The sequence below is a fragment of the Paraburkholderia sp. HP33-1 genome, from assembly GCF_021390595.1.
GTDB lineage: Bacteria > Pseudomonadota > Gammaproteobacteria > Burkholderiales > Burkholderiaceae > Paraburkholderia.
This window is the reverse complement of sequence record NZ_JAJEJR010000001.1, coordinates 1,319,838-1,339,322: the sequence shown is the minus strand read 5'-3', so window position 1 is coordinate 1,339,322 and position 19,485 is coordinate 1,319,838. Positions and strand designations below refer to the sequence as shown.

General features: G+C 64.7%; 17 protein-coding genes and 1 pseudogene. 7 read left to right on the top strand and 11 right to left on the bottom strand.

Going from position 1 to position 19,485, the window contains the following annotated elements; genetic code table 11:
• Positions 1-78: 78 nt before the first annotated feature.
• The 8 genes from rbfA to L0U81_RS05985 all read right to left on the bottom strand — a co-directional run bounded on the left by rbfA (position 79) and on the right by L0U81_RS05985 (position 11,834).
• Entirely contained in the window at positions 79-444 is a 366-nt protein-coding gene (rbfA, locus tag L0U81_RS06020; RefSeq protein WP_062123527.1) for a 30S ribosome-binding factor RbfA, read from the bottom strand.
• A gap of 252 nt (positions 445-696) precedes the next feature.
• Entirely contained in the window at positions 697-3,615 is a 2,919-nt protein-coding gene (infB, locus tag L0U81_RS06015) for a translation initiation factor IF-2 (protein WP_233800819.1), read from the bottom strand.
• A 93-nt stretch (positions 3,616-3,708) separates the two neighbouring features.
• Positions 3,709-5,184: a transcription termination factor NusA gene (nusA, locus tag L0U81_RS06010; RefSeq protein ID WP_233800818.1), complete on the bottom strand. Its 1,476-nt coding sequence runs from the start codon at positions 5,182-5,184 to the stop codon at positions 3,709-3,711.
• Complete coding sequence (gene rimP / locus L0U81_RS06005; RefSeq protein WP_006052964.1) at positions 5,181-5,639, bottom strand: ribosome maturation factor RimP; 459 nt, start codon at positions 5,637-5,639, stop codon at positions 5,181-5,183. The genes nusA and rimP overlap by 4 nt, the downstream gene beginning before the upstream one ends.
• 636 nt (positions 5,640-6,275) lie before the next feature.
• Positions 6,276-8,060, bottom strand: coding sequence for a 23S rRNA pseudouridine(2605) synthase RluB (gene rluB, locus L0U81_RS06000; protein WP_233800817.1), 1,785 nt, complete (start codon positions 8,058-8,060; stop codon positions 6,276-6,278).
• 65 nt (positions 8,061-8,125) lie between these two features.
• Positions 8,126-9,154, bottom strand: a complete 1,029-nt coding sequence (scpB, locus tag L0U81_RS05995; RefSeq protein WP_233800816.1) for an SMC-Scp complex subunit ScpB — start codon at positions 9,152-9,154, stop codon at positions 8,126-8,128.
• Between the two features lie 377 nt (positions 9,155-9,531).
• The gene (locus tag L0U81_RS05990) at positions 9,532-10,752 is read right to left on the bottom strand and encodes a pyridoxal phosphate-dependent aminotransferase (protein ID WP_233800814.1); all 1,221 of its coding nucleotides are present in this window, start codon (positions 10,750-10,752) and stop codon (positions 9,532-9,534) included.
• Positions 10,753-10,931: 179 nt separating this feature from the next.
• Positions 10,932-11,834 (bottom strand): LysR family transcriptional regulator, encoded by a 903-nt coding sequence (locus tag L0U81_RS05985; protein ID WP_233800812.1) that lies wholly within the window; start codon positions 11,832-11,834, stop codon positions 10,932-10,934.
• Between the two features lie 410 nt (positions 11,835-12,244).
• Between L0U81_RS05985 and L0U81_RS05980 the strand changes: the two are divergent.
• Both L0U81_RS05980 and L0U81_RS05975 read left to right on the top strand, forming a co-directional pair.
• Positions 12,245-12,640, top strand: a pseudogene (locus L0U81_RS05980) (transposase); the annotation flags it as partial.
• Between the two features lie 341 nt (positions 12,641-12,981).
• On the top strand, positions 12,982-13,233 hold the full coding sequence (locus L0U81_RS05975) for a hypothetical protein (RefSeq protein WP_233800808.1): 252 nt from the start codon (positions 12,982-12,984) through the stop codon (positions 13,231-13,233).
• Between the two features lie 367 nt (positions 13,234-13,600).
• On the opposite strand, the gene L0U81_RS05970 is transcribed toward L0U81_RS05975, so the two are convergent.
• Entirely contained in the window at positions 13,601-13,924 is a 324-nt protein-coding gene (locus L0U81_RS05970; RefSeq protein WP_233800806.1) for a hypothetical protein, read from the bottom strand.
• Between the two features lie 265 nt (positions 13,925-14,189).
• On the opposite strand from L0U81_RS05970, the gene L0U81_RS05965 reads away from it, so the two are divergent.
• The 3 genes from L0U81_RS05965 to L0U81_RS05955 all read left to right on the top strand — a co-directional run bounded on the left by L0U81_RS05965 (position 14,190) and on the right by L0U81_RS05955 (position 15,933).
• The gene (locus tag L0U81_RS05965) at positions 14,190-14,909 is read left to right on the top strand and encodes a YdcF family protein (protein WP_442793388.1); all 720 of its coding nucleotides are present in this window, start codon (positions 14,190-14,192) and stop codon (positions 14,907-14,909) included.
• Positions 14,910-15,200: 291 nt separating this feature from the next.
• The gene (locus L0U81_RS05960) at positions 15,201-15,440 is read left to right on the top strand and encodes a hypothetical protein (RefSeq protein WP_233800804.1); all 240 of its coding nucleotides are present in this window, start codon (positions 15,201-15,203) and stop codon (positions 15,438-15,440) included.
• Positions 15,441-15,675: 235 nt separating this feature from the next.
• Positions 15,676-15,933 carry a hypothetical protein gene (locus L0U81_RS05955; RefSeq protein WP_008923870.1) on the top strand — a complete coding sequence of 86 codons (258 nt, stop codon included), beginning with the start codon at positions 15,676-15,678 and terminating at the stop codon, positions 15,931-15,933.
• 76 nt (positions 15,934-16,009) lie between these two features.
• Here L0U81_RS05955 and L0U81_RS05950 read toward each other — a convergent pair whose 3' ends face one another.
• Positions 16,010-16,300: a putative quinol monooxygenase gene (locus tag L0U81_RS05950; RefSeq protein WP_233800803.1), complete on the bottom strand. Its 291-nt coding sequence runs from the start codon at positions 16,298-16,300 to the stop codon at positions 16,010-16,012.
• Positions 16,301-16,926: 626 nt separating this feature from the next.
• On the opposite strand from L0U81_RS05950, the gene L0U81_RS05945 reads away from it, so the two are divergent.
• The gene (locus L0U81_RS05945; RefSeq protein ID WP_233804236.1) at positions 16,927-18,222 is read left to right on the top strand and encodes an EAL domain-containing protein; all 1,296 of its coding nucleotides are present in this window, start codon (positions 16,927-16,929) and stop codon (positions 18,220-18,222) included.
• A 42-nt stretch (positions 18,223-18,264) separates the two neighbouring features.
• Here the strand turns inward: L0U81_RS05945 and arfB are convergent, their stop codons facing one another.
• Entirely contained in the window at positions 18,265-18,669 is a 405-nt protein-coding gene (gene arfB / locus L0U81_RS05940; RefSeq protein ID WP_233800801.1) for an alternative ribosome rescue aminoacyl-tRNA hydrolase ArfB, read from the bottom strand.
• A 171-nt stretch (positions 18,670-18,840) separates the two neighbouring features.
• On the opposite strand from arfB, the gene L0U81_RS05935 reads away from it, so the two are divergent.
• The gene (locus tag L0U81_RS05935; protein ID WP_233800799.1) at positions 18,841-19,482 is read left to right on the top strand and encodes a VC0807 family protein; all 642 of its coding nucleotides are present in this window, start codon (positions 18,841-18,843) and stop codon (positions 19,480-19,482) included.
• Positions 19,483-19,485 lie beyond the last annotated feature (3 nt).

The following is a 19,485-nucleotide window of genomic DNA, read 5'->3' as shown; positions in this document are numbered from 1 at the left end:
GTCGAGTGAGGCAGAACGTTCGGGAAATACGAAAATCGGCGCCGCGCGCTACATCGAGCACCGCGGCGTAGCAGTCGCTCAGTCGTCCTTCGCGCGCGTGGAATTTGCCTCGTCGATCAGACGCGACATTTCGACAGCGCGCTCGATCGTCTTGTCGTAGTGGAAATGCAGCGTCGGCACCGTATGGATATGCAGGCGCTTGAACAGCAGATTGCGCAAATGGCCGGCCGCATGCGTCAGTGCTTCAAGCGTCTGCTGCGGGTCGCCCGTCAGCGTCGTGAAGTAGACCTTCGCGTGCGCGTAGTCGGGCGTCAGCTCGACGCTCTGAAACGTGACGATGCCGATGCGCGGATCCTTGACCTCGCGCAGCAGCTCAGCCAGGTCGCGCTGGATCTGATCGGCGATCTGGACGTTGCGATTGGGAGAAGTACGTTTTTTAGACATGGTGTTGTGTGCTCCGCGATGACGGATGCAAAAAATGGTTCGCGCGAGCCGTGTTTGTTATCCATTCGATACGACGGCGTCGCGCGTCGCCGCAGCCTGTGAGCGGCCCGTCGATGCGATGGTCTCGCGCTTTGGGCCCATTCACGATGAACGCGGCAACGAAGCCGGCAACAAACTCGACGTAGCGGGCTCAAAAACAACGGGCGGAGCGGGCGTCAAGCCCGTTCCGCCCGTTGTGCCGTGCCGCGTGAATTACAGCGTACGCGCGACTTCGGTGACCTCGAAAACTTCGAACTGATCGCCTTCGACGATATCGTTGAAGTTCTTGATCGACATACCGCACTCGAAGCCCTGACGGACTTCCTTCACGTCGTCCTTGAAGCGCTTGAGCGAATCGAGCTCGCCCGTGAAGATGACGACGTTGTTGCGCAACACGCGCACCGACGACGAGCGCTTGACGAAACCGTCCGTAACCATACAGCCGGCCACGGAGCCGACCTTCGGCACCTTGAAGACCTGGCGCACTTCGACCGTGCCCGTCACGACTTCGCGCTTCTCCGGCGCCAGCATGCCCGACATCGCCGCCTTCACGTCATCCACTGCGTCGTAGATGATGTTGTAGTAGCGGATATCGACGCCATTGGCTTCCGCGAGCTTGCGAGCCTGCGCATCCGCGCGGGTGTTGAAGCCGATGATGACTGCCTTCGACGCCGTCGCGAGGTTGACGTCCGACTCGCTGATGCCGCCAACCGCGCCGTGCACGATCTGCACGCGCACTTCGTCAGTGGAAAGCTTCTGCAGAGATTGCACCAGCGCTTCCTGCGAACCCTGCACGTCGGCCTTGACGATGAGCGGCATGTACTGCACTTCGCCTTCGCCCATCTGTTCGAGCATGGTCTCGAGCTTCGCGGCCTGCTGCTTCGCGAGCTTGACGTCGCGGAACTTGCCCTGACGGAACAGAGCAACTTCACGCGCCTTGCGCTCGTCCGGCATCACGATCACTTCTTCGCCCGCCTGCGGCACTTCCGACAGACCCTGGATTTCGACCGGGATCGACGGACCAGCGGACTTGGTCGGCTTGCCGGTTTCGTCGAGCATTGCACGCACGCGACCATAGGCGCTGCCTGCCAGCACGACGTCCCCGCGGTTCAGCGTACCCGACTGGACGAGGATCGTTGCGACCGGACCCTTACCCTTGTCGAGCTTCGCTTCGATCACGAGACCCTTGGCCGGCGATTCGACCGGTGCCTTCAGTTCAAGCACTTCGGCCTGCAGCAGCACGTTTTCGAGCAGATCGTCGATGCCCGCGCCAGTCTTCGCCGACACCGGCACGAATGGCGAGTCGCCACCGTACTCTTCCGGCACGACGCCTTCGGCGACGAGTTCCTGCTTCACGCGCTCCGGATTCGCATCAGGCTTGTCGATCTTGTTGATCGCGACGACGAGCGGCACGCCGCCGGCCTTCGCGTGGGAGATCGCTTCCTTCGTCTGCGGCATCACGCCGTCGTCGGCGGCAACCACCAGAATGACGATGTCGGTCGCCTTCGCACCGCGGGCACGCATTGCCGTAAAGGCTTCGTGACCCGGCGTATCGAGGAACGTGATCACGCCGCGCGGCGTTTCGACGTGGTAAGCGCCGATATGCTGCGTAATGCCGCCCGCTTCGCCCGCGGCAACCTTCGCACGACGGACATAGTCGAGCAACGAGGTCTTGCCGTGGTCGACGTGGCCCATCACCGTGACGACCGGCGGACGAGGCAGCGCTTCGGCATCGGTCGCTTCGCCTTCGACCAGCATTGCTTCCGGATCGTCCAGCTTCGCCGCAACCGCACGATGACCCAGTTCCTCGACGATGATCATCGCCGTTTCCTGGTCCAGCATCTGGTTGATCGTGACCATCTGGCCAAGCTTCATCATCACCTTGATGACTTCCGACGCCTTCACCGCCATCTTGTGCGCGAGATCCGCGACCGTGATGGTTTCCGGCACGTGTACTTCACGCACGATCGGCTCGGTCGGCGCCTGGAACGTAGTGGCCTGTTCCTGATGCTTGCCGCGGCCCTTCGGACCGCCGCGCCAGCCGCGGTCGACACCGCCGCTCGAGTCGCCGCGCGTCTTGATGCCGCGGCGCTTCGCTGCGTCGTCCTGCCAGCCGCTCTTACCGCCGGCCGGCTTCTTCTTGTCGCCCGCAGACGGTGCGCTCGCGGGTGCCGGCGCCGCGGCAGTTGCCGGCTTCCTGGCTGCCGGGCGCGCCGGCGCTTCGCCAGCCGGACGCGCCGGCTTGTGCAGCGTACCCTTGGCTTCGGCTGCCTTGGCCGGCTCGGCGGGCTTCGGCGCAGGTTCCGGCGCCTTCACCTGCGCCTTGCGCGGCGTGTTCATCATTTCGCGAATCGCGCGCGCTTCGGCTTCGGCCGCCGCGCGGCGCTTGGCGATTTCTTCCTGTTCGGCACGCGCCTTTTCAGCGGCGACACGCGCGGCGTCTTCCGCTTTCTTCGCGGCTTCGCGTTGCGCAGCGCGTTCCGCGGCTGCACGCTCGTCGTCCTGCTCGCTTGCCTTCGCGGCAGTCGGTGCAGCGGCTTGAGCCGCCTGCTGGGCCTTCTCGCGAGCCACCGCCTCGGCCGCAGCCGCCGCGCGCTTCTTCGCCTCATCTTCCGCGCGCTGACGTTCGGCTTCCGCAGCCTGCTCGCGCGCCTGACGCTCGGCCTCTTCGCGCTCGAGCTGTTCCTGGCGCGCCTTCAGCTCCTGCGCCTGCTTTTCGAGCAGCTCCGCTTCGTGACGTGCTTCTTCCTCACGACGCTGCAACTCGAGGTCTTCGGCGTCCGCGTTTTCGGCCACATGATTCGATGCATCCCCGCCTTCCGCGACGGCCTCATCGCGGCGGACGAACGTGCGCTTCTTGCGCACCTCGACCTGAATGGTGCGAGCTTTGCCCGTCGCATCGGATTGCTTGATTTCCGACGTATGCCGTTTCGTCAGCGTGATCTTGCGCTTGTCCGCATCAGTCGAGCCGTGGGACTTGCGCAAGTGGTCGAGCAGACGCGCCTTGTCCGCCTCGGACAGGTTGTCGTCTTCGCTCGCTTTTGTGACGCCCGCCGCCTGCAGCTGCTCGAGCAGCACGCCTGCAGGCATTTTTAGTTCCGCGGCAAATTGGGCTACGTTGTTACTCGCCATTCATTCCTCTTAATGCAAGGACCGATTCCTTGCGGTTAGCATCGTGTCATGCGGCCTAACGGCCGCGTCAATTTAGTGCGCCATGGTCATTTCTCACTGGAACCAGTGTTCACGTGCTTTCATGATCAACGCCTTAGCGGCATCCTCTTGCATACCGGTCATCTCGACCAGTTCATCCACGGCCAGTTCGGCGAGTTCGTCCCGCGTCTGGACCTGGTGTTCAGCCAGCTTTGCGAGCAGGTCGGCGTCCATGCCGTCCAGGCTCTTCAGGTCGAGTGCCACATTCTCGACCTTTTCTTCGTTCGCGATTGCCAACGTCAACAGCGCGTCGCGCGATCGGTTGCGCAGTTCGTGAACGGTATCTTCGTCGAATGCCTCGATTTCGAGCATTTCGTTGAGCGGCACATAAGCGATCTCTTCGAGGCTCGTGAAGCCTTCGTCGATCAGGATGTCGGCGACTTCCTCGTCCACATCGAGACGCGCCATGAACAGGTCGCGCAGGACGCCGCGCTCCTGATTCTGCTTCTGCGCAGATTCGTCCGGCGTCATGATGTTGATTTGCCAGCCGGTGAGCTCGCTGGCAAGACGCACGTTCTGGCCGCTGCGGCCGATCGCGACCGCAAGTTCGTTCTCGTCGACGACGACGTCCATCGAATGCTTTTCTTCATCGACGACGATCGACTGCACGGCTGCCGGCGCGAGCGCGCCGATCACGAACTGGGCGGGGTCTTCCGACCATAGCACGATGTCGACGTTTTCGCCACCGAGCTCGTTGCGCACGGCCTGCACGCGCGAGCCGCGGATACCGACGCAGGTGCCGATCGGATCGATGCGCTTGTCATAAGCGACCACACCGATCTTCGCACGCACACCCGGATCTCGAGCCGCCGCCTTGATCTCGAGCAGGCCCTGCTCGATTTCCGGCACTTCCATCTCGAACAGCTTCATCAGGAATTCCGGCGCGGTACGCGACAGCTCGATCTGCGGACCACGGGCAGTGCGATCGACCTTCGCAATATAGGCACGCACGCGGTCGCCCACGCGCAGGTTTTCCTTCGGGATCAGCTGGTCGCGGCGCAGGAGCGCTTCGACACGGCCCGATTCGACGATGAAGTTGCCCTTGTCGAGGCGCTTCACCGAGCCGGTCATGATGTGTTCGCCGCGTTCGAGGAAGTCGTTCAGGATCTGCTCGCGCTCGGCGTCACGCACCTTTTGCAGGATCACCTGCTTGGCGGCCTGCGCACCGATACGGCCGAATTCGATCGACGGCACCGGCTCCTCGATGTACTCGTCGAGCTGGATAGTCGGCTGTTGCTCGCGCGCCTCGAACAGCAGGATTTCCTGATCCGGCTCCTGCAAACCAGCTTCGTCCGGTACCACCTTCCAGCGGCGAAACGTTTCGTGCTCGCCGCTTTCACGGTCGATGTGGACGCGGATATCCGCATCTTCTTCGAAGAGTTTCTTGGAGGCCGAAGCGAGAGCCGCTTCGAGCGCGGCAAATACCACGTCCTTATCGACATTCTTCTCGCGTGCCAGCGCATCCACCAGCATCAACACTTCGCGACTCATTGTTTGCGGCTCCTAAAGTCAACTTTCGGAACAAGGCGCGCCTTGTCCATGTCCGCGAGCGTGAAATCGAGCATCGCGGCGCCTTCTTTTCCTTCAAATTCCAGACCGATCGTCTCGCCCTGCGGAGCATGCAAGATACCCCGGTACGATTTCCGACCGTCCAATGGCTTTTTCAGTGTGATAACCGCTTCGCTGCCCGCGAAGCGTTCAAAATCCGCCAGTTTTTTCAGCGGGCGGTCGAGACCGGGCGACGACACTTCGAGCCGCTCGTAATCGATATTTTCGACCGTCAGAACGTGCTGGAGCTGACGCGTGACTTTCTCGCAGTCTTCGATCGCGATGCCGGCCGGCTGGTCGATATAGATACACAACATGCCGCGCCCGGTGCGCTCGAGATCGACGAGCTCGTAGCCGAGTCCCACGACCGTGGTTTCAATCAGTTCCGTCAGTTGCACAGTGCCCTCTTAGATGTTCGCGCAGCGAGCCTCGCCTCTTCTGCAAACAACCAATGCGGGCCGCGCGCCTAGCCGGCGCACGTTAGTGCGAACCCGAGATGCCGAACCACGAAGAACTGAGCGGCAAAAAAAAATGGGCTGAACGCCCATCATCTTATTGCCGGTGGTCGCACCTGAGCCGCACATGAAATCGTACGCCCAGCGACTTCGCGATTGTAGCCATTTTTCGGCCCAAACGCAATCCGCAGAACGCCGGGCGTCGCGTATTTCCACTTGATTTCATGGGAATCTTTCGACTATGTGGCGACGAATCCGGGCTTTTGCGAGGTCGCCCGAGCGGTCCGGAAAGGGACCTGGAAGGGCTGCGCCAACTTTTTTCGTCGAAGCGCTCGCTTTATGTCCTGGCCGTCGTATCGCACGGCGTTTGAAGCCTCAGGAAACCGCCGGAATGCGCCGAACACCCGGCCGCAAAAATCGCTGAAAACGATAAACGGCCAGCCCCGCAAACGCCCGGGATTGATGCCTCGCGATTGCTGGACGAGCCGTCTGAAGCATCCGGCAGCCATGCGGCCAAGCGACCTTCACGAAAGGGTGGCCCCTCAACGGCCATCCCTCAAGCGCCGCTTTGCGCCCCGCTTACCGGCCGCGTGAGCGTCCGCGCGGCGCGCCGCCGCCACGATTTGCGCCGCCCGGACCCGCGTTGCCACCAGCACGGTTCGCGTTACCGCCCCGATTGCCGCCTGGCGCGCGATTGCCGCCGCCACTGCCCGGCGCCTGGCCGGCACGCTTGCCACCGGTACGCGCACGATTGCCGTTGGGCGATGGCGCGCGATTGCCGTCAACGTCCCGGCCGCGCTGGCCACCGGCGCCCCGATTGGCCGCGCCGGCACCGAAACCCGCGCCCGCGCCAAAGCCACCGGCCGCCGCGCCACGGCGACCCTGTCCACGGGGCTGCTGTTCGAAGCGGCTGTGCGACATCAACACCGGCTCGCGGTTGATGAAGCCCATCGACGTCTGCATCGGATCCGGCTGACGACGCTCCGGCGCCGCATTACGACTGCCGCGCTCCTCGGTCGGCGCCTTCAGGCCGACCGATGCCATCAGCGCGCGCACCTGATTGTCCTCGAGCTCTTCCCAGCGGCCGCGTTTCAGGCCCTTGGGCAGCGAAATCGAGCCGTGGCGCGTGCGAATCAGCCGGCTGACCATCAGGCCGGCCGCCTCGAACATGCGGCGCACTTCGCGATTCCGCCCCTCGGCGAGCGCGACGTGGTACCAGTGATTGGTGCCTTCGCCACCGCCGTCGCGGATGCGCAGGAAATTCGCCGGGCCGTCCTCGAGTTCGACGCCGTGCAGCAGCTTCTGACGCATGCCCTCGGCGAGTTCGCCGACGACGCGCACCGCGTACTCACGCTCGACGCTATAGCGCGGATGCATGAAGCGGTTCGCGAGATCGCCCGACGTGGTCAGCATCAGCAGACCCTCTGTGTTGAAGTCGAGACGGCCGACCGCGACCCACTTGGCGGTCTTCATCGGCGGCAGCTTGTCGAACACCGACGGACGGCCTTCCGGGTCCGCGTGGCTGACGATTTCGCCGGTCGGTTTGTGGTACAGAAGCACGCGCGGCGGCTTGCTGGCGAGCTTGCGCTTGACCGGCTTGCCGTTGATGCGGACCTGGTCGGTCGGCATGATGCGCTGGCCGATGTGCGCCGGCTCGCCGTTCACCGACACGCGGCCGGCGATGATCAGCTCCTCCATATCGCGGCGCGAGCCCATGCCCGCTTCGGCGAGCACCTTGTGCAGCTTCGGCGCGTCGTCGTCGGGCGAGAGCACGCGTTTCGGGCCTGCGGGCTTGCCGCGGCGCAGCATCGGCGCGCGCACGCCACCAGTCGCGCTGTTGTCGGCATCGAACGCCGGCGACGTCACGTACGAGAACAGATCATCCTGAGCCGAATCCGTGGCCGCAGCCGCATCGGCGCCGCGACGGTTGTGGCGCTGGCCCTCGCGTTGCCCCTCTCGCTGGCCTTCGCGCGGCTGACGTTCACGCTGGCCTTCGCGCGACGCGCCCTCGCGCTTCGCTCCGCCGGCGTTGCGTCGACCGCCCTGCTTGGCGCCCGCATCCTTGCGCGGCGTGCGCACCGGCGCGACGACCTCGCCATCCGGCGGCGCCTCGGAGACTACCGGCGCGCCCTCTGCGGGCGCGCCCTCAACTGCCTTCGTCTTCGCGCCGGCGCGCCGTCGCGCGATCAGGCTGCGCGGCCCGCGACGCAGACCGCGGCGCGGACGCTCTTCGCCGTCTGCTTCCGCGCCGTGAGCCGGGCGCTCGCCTTCGCCTGCCGACGCTTGCGTGGTGCGTTCGTCGGTCCGCGCCGACGGCACGGCGCGCTCGGATTCGGACGAATCGGTGTCGTGGGTATGTGTCAAAACAACCTCAAAATGTCAGGTCGCGCGCGCCCATTGCGGGCGCGGCAAAAAAAAGTTCGGTTACGTCAGGCGCTGCGCGACTCGGTTTCGTCGTCGGTCAGAAAGCCTGCGTCCTGCGCGGCATCGCGGCGATCCTCGGGATCGTCGTGCGCCGCCTCGATCGGGTTCGGCCCGGTGGCGTGCTCCGTATTGCGAACTACGCCCGAGTCTTGCGCGGGTGTTTCCGGATCGGTCTGGGCGACCGGATCGTGATGCTGTGCCAAGCCGGTAACGCCGGTCCGCGCTGCCGGTTCGGGCTCTTGTTGCGTGTCGTACGGCGCGCCCGACGCATTTGTCGTGCCGGCCTGCCCGGCCGCTTCGGCATGGGCCTCCGGCTCGGACGTCGACCCGGCTACGGTCTCGTGCCGCTGCGCTTCGAATCCCGACGCGGCGTACTGCGCCGCGTCGGCTTGCGCCGCTTCCAGCGAAGCCGGCTCGCCAGCCTCACTCGCCGAGTTCTGCTCTGCCGGCTGCACGCTTTGCGCATCGCCCTCAGCAAACTCGATCGCGTGCTGACCCAGCAGATCCGCGTTCAGTTGCGCAGACGGATCGGCAAGCGGCGGCAGCTCGTCGAGCGCGGTCAGGCCGAGGTCGTCGAGGAACTGGCGCGTGGTCGCATACAGCGCAGGACGTCCCGGCACGTCGCGATGACCGATCACCTCGATCCAGCCGCGGTCCTCGAGTTGCTTGACGACCTGCGTATTCACCGTCACACCGCGAATTTCTTCGATATCGCCCCGTGTCACCGGTTGCCGATAGGCAATGATCGCGAGCGTTTCGAGCACCGCGCGCGAATACTTCGGCGGTTTTTCCGGATGCAACCGATCCAGATACGAACGCATCGCGGGCTTGCTTTGAAACCGCCAGCCCGACGCCAGCCCGACCAGCTCCACACCGCGCCCAGACCAGTCCCGCTTCAGGTCTTCGAGCAAAGTCCGAACAGTGTCTGCCGACACGCCGTCGGCAAAGAGCTTGCGCAAATCGCCGAGCTTTAACGGCTCCTGCGCGCAGATCAAGGCAGTCTCGAGGACGATCTTCGCCTCTTGGGTATTCATGCAGCTAGGTCAGACCCTGTGGTCAAAGAACCGGATCAAACAGACGATGTGGAACTGAAGACGCGCTCGCCCGATTCTGATCGGTCATATTGATGGGAGCACGCACCGGGGGGCGGCGAACAGACTTATCGAGCCAGACCCAGCCGGACGGAGCAGCGATATTCCTGAAAGGAATCGCGTGACTGAGCGCCATATTACGCAAAAACAACCGGGGCGTAAAGCTGCTATCCCCCGTGCATCTACTGCCGCGGCGCCGACCGGTGCGCCCGCGAGCGCCCCGGCTAAGCCGCCAGAAAGAAAATCTCATGATGGGTGACTATTTGCCGCTCGCGGCTCGCAAGACGAGGCGCGGCGCAGTGAGCGCGCCAGGTCGGGGATCAGGCGCCGGCGTGGTCCGCCAGAAACTGCGTCAAGCGCTCGACGCCCGCATCGAGCCGCGCCGTATCGCACGCATAGCACCAGCGCACGAACCCCTCACCCTGCGGCCCGAACGCGCTGCCCGGCGCCACGCCGAGCCCGACTTCGCGCACCATCGCCTTGCACAAATCGAGGCTGCGCGTCGAGCCCGGCATCGAAAAGAACAGATACATCGCGCCCAGCGGCGCCTTCACATCGACGCCCGGCACCGCCGACAGCGCGCGCACCAGATGATCGCGCGACGTCCTCAAGTTGCGCACCAGCTCCTGCGTAAAGCCCTCGCCCTGCTCGAGCGCCGCGATGCCCGCCTGCTGCACGAACGCCGGCGCGCACGAGGTGTTGTACTCGACCAGCTTCGCCAGGTCGTCCATCAATGCGGTCGGCGCGACGATCCAGCCGAGCCGCCATCCGGTCATCAGCCAGGCTTTCGAAAACGAATTCACGCAGATCACGCGTTCGTCGCGCGCCGCGAGGTCGAGAAACGACGGCGCGGTCCGCGCGCCTGCCGCCTCGGCGGCGCCGTCGCCGGGATAGTAGAGCCGCTCGTAGACTTCGTCCGCGACGATCCAGATCCCGTGACGCCGGCAGTGTTCCAGCACGGTGCGCTGGTCGTCGCGATTCATCACCCAGCCGGTCGGATTGTTCGGCGAGTTGATCATCAGCATCTTCGTGTCGGGTGTCAGCGCAGCCAGCAATTGCCCGACGTCGAGCTGCCAGCCGTGTTCGCCGTATCCGAGCGCGACGGTTTCGACGTGCGCGCCGAGAATCTTCGGAATCTCGACCAGATTCGGCCACAGCGGCGTAACCGCGACCACCCGATCGCCGGCGCCGACCACCAGCTGCGCGGCGAGCATCAGCGCGTTGACGCCTGCGCTCGTCACCGCGACATGCTCGGGCGACGTCGCACCGTGCAACGCGCTGACGTAGCCGGCGAGTGCCGCGCGCAACGGCGCGATGCCCAGGTTGTGCGTGTAGAAAGTAGCGCCGGCGGCAAGCGCGGCGCTCGCGGCGTCGCGGATGAACGCGGGTGTCACGCGGTCGGACTCGCCGAACCAGAACGGCAGCACGTCGTCGACGCCGAAACCGGCGTTCGCGACTTCACGGATTTGCGATGGACGCAGCGCGCGCACGGCGTCGCGCGCATTCGGGATGGAGGGCACGGACAGGTCCAATTCGCTCATCGAGGCTTCCGGGGATGAAGGACAAGAGGCTCGGGGCGCAACCGCGAAGGCGGGCGCAATGAAGTCGGTAGTTTAGCGCGACGGGTAGCCGGGCAGCGGCGAAGCGGGCTGCAGGTGCGAGGCCGGCCTTGCAGTGCGCCAACCCGGCGGACAGACATGCCGCGCGCCGATTGCGCCAGTTAATTCAGCTCCTCTGCCCGCCCCGGCAATTGCCGGATCAGATTCCATACCGCCTCGGCCGCGGGCGACAGCGACCGGTCGCGCCGCCGCACCAGCTCGACGAGCCGCTCGGCGCGCGGCACCAGAGGACGCGCAACCAGCGACGCCCCCGCCGGCAACGGCAGCGCGAGCCACGGCAGCACGCTGATCCCGACACCCGCCTCGACCAGCCCGAACACGGTCGCCGAATGACCGAGTTCCTGCACCACGGTGGCGCTCACGCCCTGCGCCTGCATCGCGGCGTCGATGAGCGGGCGGCTGCCCGACGCGTAATCGAGCATCACGAGTTGCTCGCCGTCGAGGTCCTTCCACGTGACCTGCTTGCGCGCGGCGAGAGGATGATCATCGCGCGACACGACGCAGAACGAGTCGGTCATCAGCGTTTCGCTGAGCAGATCGTCGTCGGAGAACGGGCCGATGATCACGCCGAAGTCCACCTCGCCTGATTTCACCTTGCGCACCACGTCGCTCTGCACGTCGTCGCGCAGACCGAGCGTCACATAAGGAAACTGCTGCCCGCAAGACGCGACGACGCGCGGCATCAGGCGGCACGCGACGGTCGGGCTCGCCGCGACCACCACGCGTCCCCTGCGCTGCTCGCCAATCTCCCGGATCTCGCGCAACGCATCGTCGAGGTCCGACAGCAGCCGCGAAACGCTCGACACGAGGTTGCCGCCGACATCGGTCAGTTGCACCTCGCGCGTCGTGCGATCGATGAGCTTCAGGCCGATCTCGCTTTCGAGCTCGCGCACGCAGCGGCTGACCGCCGACTGCGTGAGGCCGATTTCGTCACCGGCCCGGCTGAAGCTCTGCAGGCGCGCCACTTCGATGAAAACCCTGAGCTGTCGCAGCGTCACATTCATTTACTCACCTCATCAATAGGGCATTTTGATGCGCATTGTATGGCCAAATCCACGCGGCATAACACCTTCCGCAGCGCTCGCTGCAACGCAGCAAAAAGGCGCGCACGCACGCTGGTCGGGCCTCCCTGCACAAGATTGGTGATTGTCCCGATTTCGGAGAAGGGTTTTTTGGATTCTTATACGCCCCTGGTTGGCGCCCGCGCGGGCCCGCCGCCACGGGGCTTTCGGGCGATTGGAATCAAATTGGCACACTTCGTGCGACGAGAGACGCACAGGGTCGGCGCCATGGTTTCCGACTACCAAGGTAATCCGTGGCAAGCCCGTCCCCTTTGGCACTCGCCTATCGAGTGCATGAAGAGTGCGCGGCGCGGGGCAGCGCACCGGGGTTAGCTTCGCTGAGGTGAAACATGATGCTGTTCGACGATTTGAGAGATAACGAGTGGGCGCTGGTCGAGGCTTTGTTCTGTGCCGAGCCGGCGCGCAGCGAACGGCGCGGTCGACCGCGCGTGGAAGCGCGGTCGGTGGTCAACGCCGTGCTTTGGGTGCTCTCGACGGGCGAAGGCTGGTCCAAGCTGCCGGGCCGCTACCCGTCGCCGCCGACCTGCCGCCGGCGCTTCGACGAGTGGCAGGCCGATGGCACGCTCGCTGAAATCGTGAAGCGGCTTGGCACGAGCGGCCGCGAGATTTCGCTGCGCGGCCGGATCGGCGCAACGGCCGCGAAACCGCCGGCACCGCCGAGCCGCGACCGTCTGCGCGGCGCGTTCTGGACCAATCCGGAATCGTGGCGCGCGCCGGTCAAGATGGCCTGACGCGAAACTACGTTGTCACCGGGCACCTGCGGGCGCCCGGTTTTTTATCCAGCCGACTTTTCTTCGGTTGCGTGCGCGCCCACGACCCGCTCCCCTTTGGCGCTCTTCGCGAGACGCTTCTTCCCCCTGCTTTCGCGCGCCCGTCTGTTTCGGCGGTCCTTGCGCATGACCGCTACAGCGTTCAACCCGCGCTGCCTCAGACTCCCAACCCGACAGATAGCTCCGGGTGAAACATCCATTTACTATTAATTACAGCGTGCTTTCGCACCCCGGCATACCTTAATACCTATGCAAACAGGCTTTGAGTCGACGGACTTGAGGTCGAGGGGGATTTCGGAATGAAACCAATGTCACTGCTGTTGTGCGGCATTGTGATTTCATCGATGGCCGCGCCGGCATTCGCTCAACAACGCCCGCAGGGGTGGAACTGGCGCCCGGACCGTCCGGCGACGCTGGAAGCGTGGCAGCAAAGCGAGGCGCGCAACCGCGACTTCACGCCGCCGGCGCCGCGTGGCGACTTGCGCGGCGACATCGCCAGCAACGTGCGGGCACGGCCTGATGCGCCGCGCGAAGATCAGCGACGGCGTTGATGTCCCGGGGCCACCCGAACAGCGCGACGTGCGAGGCTGTGCACGGTCTCTTGCATTGCGCATACAGGATCGGGGAACCACCGGGCGCGTCGCCAGTCTGACTCAACGCCATTAGCACAGCGTGGCAGTAGTAATTCCGGTATGCCCGTATCTTCGCGATACGGGCTTTTTTTTCGCCCGCGAGACGTTAATAGTGTGGAAGATGCGCAAGAGCAACAGCCGGCGCGAACCGCGCTGCCGCTTCGTCGACGGAAAAGGCGAGATTCGCCTCCGGACGCGCACGGCGACCGGTCGGCGGAAGGGGACGCCCGCCAAGGGGTTGACGAGCCCGGGCGGACAGTGATTCGGAAAAGCGATGAACTCTGAGCTAAGACCTGACCTCGGCCGTCGCGGCGGACCGCGGTTCGGCCGCGCCGAGAACATAATCGTTCATGCGTTGCGCTGTCCACGTAAGCAGACGCTCGTCGTGCTCGAGCCGCGCAAATTCCGCTCTGCCACGTTCGGTGAGCACCGCAATGTCGACGGGGGCGTGAAAGCCCGGCGCCGGCGCGACCGTTCGCTGCCGAACGGTGTCCATCAGCCCCAGCGTGCGAAGATATTGGAAGACACCCGGCCTTCTGGCCCAAGGAACCTGACGATATTGCGCTCGCCGCAGCGCTTCAAGTACCGCTTCGTTGGAATACGTGGTCATCTCACTTCTTTCTTAAAGTGCAGCTATGACACATTCATGCCCACGCGTCACTGCGCCACCGGCGACGCACGTAGCACCCGCCCCTGGTCAGAAGCTCGCCGCCTGTTTGGCGGCGGATTTCCGCCAGATGCTGCCTGGTCTCGTTTTCGGAACCCCCGTCAGAACGGCATGTTAGCGTTCTCTCCACGAACCGGCGATGCGACCGCCGAGGCGCGATGGCAAGCCCGTAGATTTGTCCCGAAAGACATACGTTACCCCATTTAAATTGATTCTATTCACTTTATTAGCGCTTTTTTTTGCAGCAATCGTGCTTTGGAAACGCGCGCGCCGACCGCTCATCGTCTGCATGATCGCGCTGTTCTGGCTGCTCGCAACCGGCTGGCTGACCGCGCCCCTGCTCGATCTGGCGCAGCCGCAACGACAGAGCGCCACGACCGCCACCTTCGCGCCGCGCACCGCGATCATCCTGCTCGGCGGCGGCACGGTCTACAACCACGACCACGTGCTGGTGCCCCCGCGCGACGTGCTCTCGCGCATCGAGGTCAGCGCGCGGAACTACGCGGCATGCAAGCGCACGGCCAACACATGCCAGGTCATCGTCAGCGGCGGCAATCCGCAGCGGCATAGCGCAACCGAAGCCGACACCTACCTGCCCTATCTGCTGCGACAGCAAGTGCCGCGCTCGGACATCGTGCTCGAGAACCGCAGCCGCACTACCTACGAAAACGCGCGCAACGTCTCAGCCATTGTCGGCCAGTCACATTACGACAAGTTGATACTCGTCACGTCCGCGTACCACATGCCGCGTGCGCTGCTCGACTTTCAGTGCTTCGGCGTCGAGCCGCAGCCGCAGATTTCGAGCGCGCGGTACGTACGGCTCGGCATGTTGCCGCACCTCGATAACCTCAAGGCCGCGGAAATCGCGCTGCATGAGTTGGCCGGCCTTGCGCAATTTCATCTGTATCGCGCGATCGGCTGGTACTGACGAACGACGACGGCCATTCGCCCTCGTGTGTTGAGCACATCGCGAGTTATTCAACGATGTGAACCGTTTTCCGGGTCCAGCCGAATGCATCCGGACACCCCGGCGCAGCGAGGCTGCGCGCATCGTATAAGCTGTTCGGATGGCAGTCGGAGTGCGCGAATTACAAGATGTAACAATTGTTTAGCGCAGTTACAAAGCAATCGGCTGGATCAGAGTTAGCTCGATAGAATGCATTGTCTTTCCCACTGGACAGGCAATTCTCGGGTCCACCACCACTCTACGGAGGTAACGATGAAGAAAGTGTCCCTGGCGATCCTGGTTTCCCTCTGTGCCGCAGCCGGTGCGGCTTACGCGCAGGACAGCGGCATCATGACGAGCACCGATCCGGCTAAGGCGGCAGACGTCGAGCAGCGTGCGCAAGAATTGCAAAACCGCGAGCAGTCGATGGGAACCGCACCCGCCGCGCCGGCCAAGCATCACAAGATGGCTCCGCATCATCCCAAGAAGGGTGCGGAATCTTCGGGTACCTGAGCGACTTCGAGGATCTCGCCTCGCGGCCGCGCCGTGAAGGTGAAAAAGCCGAAGCTGGCAGCGCCGGTTTCGGCTTTTTTATTTCTGTGATTCGATCGATGCTGACGCGGCTGTCCGCACGCGCATCGGCGTGACGAGGCCGCCGGCGCGCCGCTTTCGGTATGCTAAAGTCGCGCACCCACCGGCAAGCCGCCGGCATCCCCTAACCCGTGCGCACCTTGGTGCGGAGGACAGCATGAGCAACATCCAGCTTGATATCGAATGGACCGAAGCAGCATCCCGCAAGATTGAAAAACTGATGCCGCGTGGCGGTCAGGAAGCGTACCTCGCGCTGCCGCCCGTCGAATGCCTGCCGATGGAAGGCGACGTGCTGTTTCTCGGCCCGGCTGGCAAACAGCAGCCGTTCATCGTCGCGGAGCGCCAGTATCACCATGACGGCGACGCCGACTGGACCATCATCCTGATTCTCGATGTCCCGCAAGCGACCCACTGATCGTTGACGGCGCGCGAGGCGCGGGCCGCGGCACCTGCTCACCGCGTCCGCGCGCCCCTGACGCCCGCGCCGGAACTCAGGCGATCTTCGACACGACGCGAATCTCCGCGTGCTCGATCCAATCCGCGGCCGCCTTCTTATAAGCCTGGATATGCGCGGATTTCGCATGCGCCGCGAGCGCGTCCTGGCTTTCCCAACGTTCGACGAACACGAACCGGCGCGGCTCCTGCACGTCGCGGTGCAGGTCGTACTGCAGCACGCCCTCTTCATTGCGCGTCGGCCCGACGATGCCTTCGAGCGCCTCGCGCAACTGCTCCTCATGCCCCGGCTTCGCCACCGAAATTGCGACCACCGCGATTTCCGCCATGCCTGATCTCCTTTTTGCGAAAAGCAGCAGCATAACCCGTCGATCGCTGAACCCGCCGCCAGGTGCGCCGGCCAGCATGGCGACGCACGAATCTCGCCCCTGCCCGCCATGCCGCAGCAACGTCATATCGGACCGAAACCCGCAGAGCCAGGCCGTGCCGAGCCCCGGGGCGAACGACCACGCCAGCGCCCCGCGCCGGCACTAACCTGTGAGCACCTTCGACGCCTGGAGTTTGGCGGGCGACCACTGAGCGCCCTGCTACCCTCGGCGTGGTACTGGAACTGATTGCGATTGATAATCGGTTTCGCGCGTGGCAAGCGCGCGAAACGCTCCGGCGAACTCCTCGCAATGCATTGCCGCACGGCCGCAGGCGGCCGGTTTGCGGACAATTTTCGCGGCCGTAAGTTTGTGACGGCCCGCACATTGTTGTGCGCTGCAAACTGCTAGACTCGTTTTGACCAATTCGCCGGAGTCAAGCGTAGCTGGTACCACCCTCCGTGCTCGCCAGACGTATTCGTCTCGTCCGGTCGACGCTTCGAGTGTGCGAGCGCTGCGCAACGAATGGGTTTGCATGCCCCTTCCCCCCTTGCCGCAAGAATCCCATGCAAGCTCTCATGCCCGCTTCTATGCCATCCGTCAGCGAATTGACCGTAAGCGGCGTGCTCCCGCACCTGGTTCGCGGCGAGTCGGGGTGGACCGCGACCTGGCGCGCGTTGACATTGCACAGCGTGTTCCAGCCGGTGCTGTCGGTCACGCATCAGTGCGTGGTCGGCTATGAGGGCCTGTTGCGCGCATTCGATCCGGTCGGCCTGCCCGTCTCGCCCGAGGTGCTGTTCTCCGGTACGCGCTCCGCGGCTGAAGCGCGCGAGCTAGACCGCATTGCGCGTTGCCTGCATGTCGCGAATTTCATGGAGCAAGGCATCAGCACCGGGTGGCTGTTTCTCAACACTCGCCCGCAGGTGTTCGAAACCGGCTGGCCGCAGCGCACGTTCATCGACGAGTTGTCCGCACATTTCGGGCTGCCGCAGGAGCGCATCGTCATCGAAGTGCTCGAGCAGCCCGCCGACGATGAATCCGCCGTCGCCAGCATGCTCGCCTCCTCGCAACCGCGCGACTTCCTGATCGCGATCGACGACTTCGGCACCGGCTTTTCGAACTTCGACCGCGTGTGGCGCTTCCGCCCGGACATCGTCAAGCTTGACCGTTCGCTGGTCGCGCGCGCCGGCAGGCGCGAGGGCGACGAATCGATGATCAGCCATCTGATCGCGATGCTGCATCAGTCGGGCACGCTGGTGCTCGCCGAAGGCGTCGAGACCGATGAAGAGCTGATGATCCTCATGCAGGCCGATGTCGATTTCGTTCAGGGCTTCTTGCTCGGTCAGCCGAAGAGCAGCGTGCAGGCTGCCTGTACGAAGGTGCCGGCGCTTGTCGCGTCAATCTGGGGCAAGTTCGCCGAGTACGAGCGCGCGCACGCCGGCCACCAGCCGCTCGGTTTCGAGGGCTTCGCGGAAGCGGTGCTCGCCGCCGCCGACACCTACAAGGCAACCGGCGACCTCGAACAGGCTGGGCAAAAGATCTGGCATCTGCGCGAAGCCCGCCGCGTGTTTCTCACCGACGGCCACGGCGAGCAGACCCAGCCTTCGGTGACGGCGGCATCGGTGCCCCCTCCGCCGAAGCGGCTCGCGCCGCTCTATACGGAGACGCGCGCCAACTGGTCGCGTCGCGCGTATTTCCGGCACGCGCTCGCGGCGCCGGGCCGCGTCGCGATGATGGGACCGCACTACTCGCTCGCCGATGTTCAGGACTGCTACACCGCGGCGATCGCGTTCGAGCGCGACGGCACTCACGTGCTGTGCGTCGATTTCGTGCCTGAGGCATCGTCCCCGGATGCGCGCAACGGTCGACGCGACGCCAGGCGTTAACGGCTAATCGCCCGCTGCGCGTGACGCGCGTGGCCCGCGCCGCTACTCGTGCACGCGGCCGCGCCCCGACTTGAGCTCGCCACGTTTCGACTTGCTGTCTAGCCGCCTCAGGTTCGCCGCGCGTGTCGGGCGTGTCGCGACCCGCGGCTTGCGCGTCACGCTGACGCTTTCGATCAGCTCATCGAGCCGCGCGAGCGCCGCCGCACGGTTCATCTCCTGGGTCCGATGCTCCTGCGCCTTGATGATCACGACGCCGTCGCGCGTGAGCCGGTGGTCGGATAGCGCGAGCAGACGCATCTTCAGCACTTCCGGCAGCGACGAAGCGCGGACGTCGAAACGCAGATGGATCGCACTCGACACCTTGTTGACGTTCTGACCACCCGCCCCCTGCGCGCGCACGGCGGTCAATTCGATTTCGTTCGGCGGGATCGAGTAGCGGGATGTCATCGGTGGCAGGGAAGGAAGATGCGTCAGTGTACAAGCGCTCGGCACGCGATGCCCGATGCGTCCGGTGCCGTGCCCGGCGTCACCGGCTCGCGGACACTACGAAAAAAAACCATTTGCGTCGGCGCGGCTGGTTCCTCGATACTGCTTCTTTCGCTTACGGCGTAAATTCGTATGAAAATCCGTCCGGGCTTCGTGCTCGAACTGGCCGTCAACTTTCTGCTGCCGTGGCTTGCCTACCGGCTCGCGTTGCCGCGCGTCGGCGAGACCGGTGCGCTGATCGCATCCGCCGTGCCGCCGCTCGTGTGGAGCGCGATCGAACTGGCGCGCTTTCGGCGCGTCGATGCGCTCAGCGTGATGGTCGTCGCGGGCATCGTGCTGTCGGTCGCGGCAATGGCGCTCGGGGGCAGTCCGCGCATGCTGCTGTTGCGCGAGTCGCTCGTGTCCGGCGCGGTCGGCGTCGTGTTCCTGCTGTCGCTGCCGATGCGTCGTCCGCTGATCTTCTACCTCGCACGCGCGACGGTCGCGCGCGAAATGGAAGGCGGCGCCGCGCACTTCGAGGCGCTGTGGCGCGAACGCCCCGGCCTCGCCACCGCGATGCGCACGATGACGCTCGTGTGGGGCCTCGGCCTGACCGCCGAAACCGCGCTGCGCGCGTGGATGGCGCTGACGTGGCCGATCGAACGCTTCCTCGTCGTGTCGCCCTTTATCGGCTACGGCATTTACGCGGGCCTCGCGTTGTGGACGCTGTGGTACCGCAAGACGATGCGCGGCCGCGTCGAGGCTATCGAGCGGACGAGCGGGATGGCCGGTTAAGCG

Excerpts from the sequence above, each read along its gene's own strand:
- L0U81_RS05960 (WP_233800804.1), top strand. The coding sequence starts at position 15,201 with ATGAAGAAAGTGTCCCTGGCGATCCTGGTTTCCCTCTGTGCCGCAGCC.
- arfB (WP_233800801.1), bottom strand. The coding sequence starts at position 18,669 with ATGACATCCCGCTACTCGATCCCGCCGAACGAAATCGAATTGACCGCC.
- rbfA (WP_062123527.1), bottom strand. The coding sequence starts at position 444 with ATGTCTAAAAAACGTACTTCTCCCAATCGCAACGTCCAGATCGCCGAT.
- L0U81_RS05945 (WP_233804236.1), top strand. The coding sequence starts at position 16,927 with ATGCCATCCGTCAGCGAATTGACCGTAAGCGGCGTGCTCCCGCACCTG.
- L0U81_RS05970 (WP_233800806.1), bottom strand. The coding sequence starts at position 13,924 with ATGACCACGTATTCCAACGAAGCGGTACTTGAAGCGCTGCGGCGAGCG.
- L0U81_RS05935 (WP_233800799.1), top strand. The coding sequence starts at position 18,841 with ATGAAAATCCGTCCGGGCTTCGTGCTCGAACTGGCCGTCAACTTTCTG.
- L0U81_RS05955 (WP_008923870.1), top strand. The coding sequence starts at position 15,676 with ATGAGCAACATCCAGCTTGATATCGAATGGACCGAAGCAGCATCCCGC.
- nusA (WP_233800818.1), bottom strand. The coding sequence starts at position 5,184 with ATGAGTCGCGAAGTGTTGATGCTGGTGGATGCGCTGGCACGCGAGAAG.
- L0U81_RS05985 (WP_233800812.1), bottom strand. The coding sequence starts at position 11,834 with ATGAATGTGACGCTGCGACAGCTCAGGGTTTTCATCGAAGTGGCGCGC.
- scpB (WP_233800816.1), bottom strand. The coding sequence starts at position 9,154 with ATGAATACCCAAGAGGCGAAGATCGTCCTCGAGACTGCCTTGATCTGC.
- L0U81_RS05975 (WP_233800808.1), top strand. The coding sequence starts at position 12,982 with ATGAAACCAATGTCACTGCTGTTGTGCGGCATTGTGATTTCATCGATG.
- L0U81_RS05990 (WP_233800814.1), bottom strand. The coding sequence starts at position 10,752 with ATGAGCGAATTGGACCTGTCCGTGCCCTCCATCCCGAATGCGCGCGAC.
- L0U81_RS05950 (WP_233800803.1), bottom strand. The coding sequence starts at position 16,300 with ATGGCGGAAATCGCGGTGGTCGCAATTTCGGTGGCGAAGCCGGGGCAT.
- infB (WP_233800819.1), bottom strand. The coding sequence starts at position 3,615 with ATGGCGAGTAACAACGTAGCCCAATTTGCCGCGGAACTAAAAATGCCT.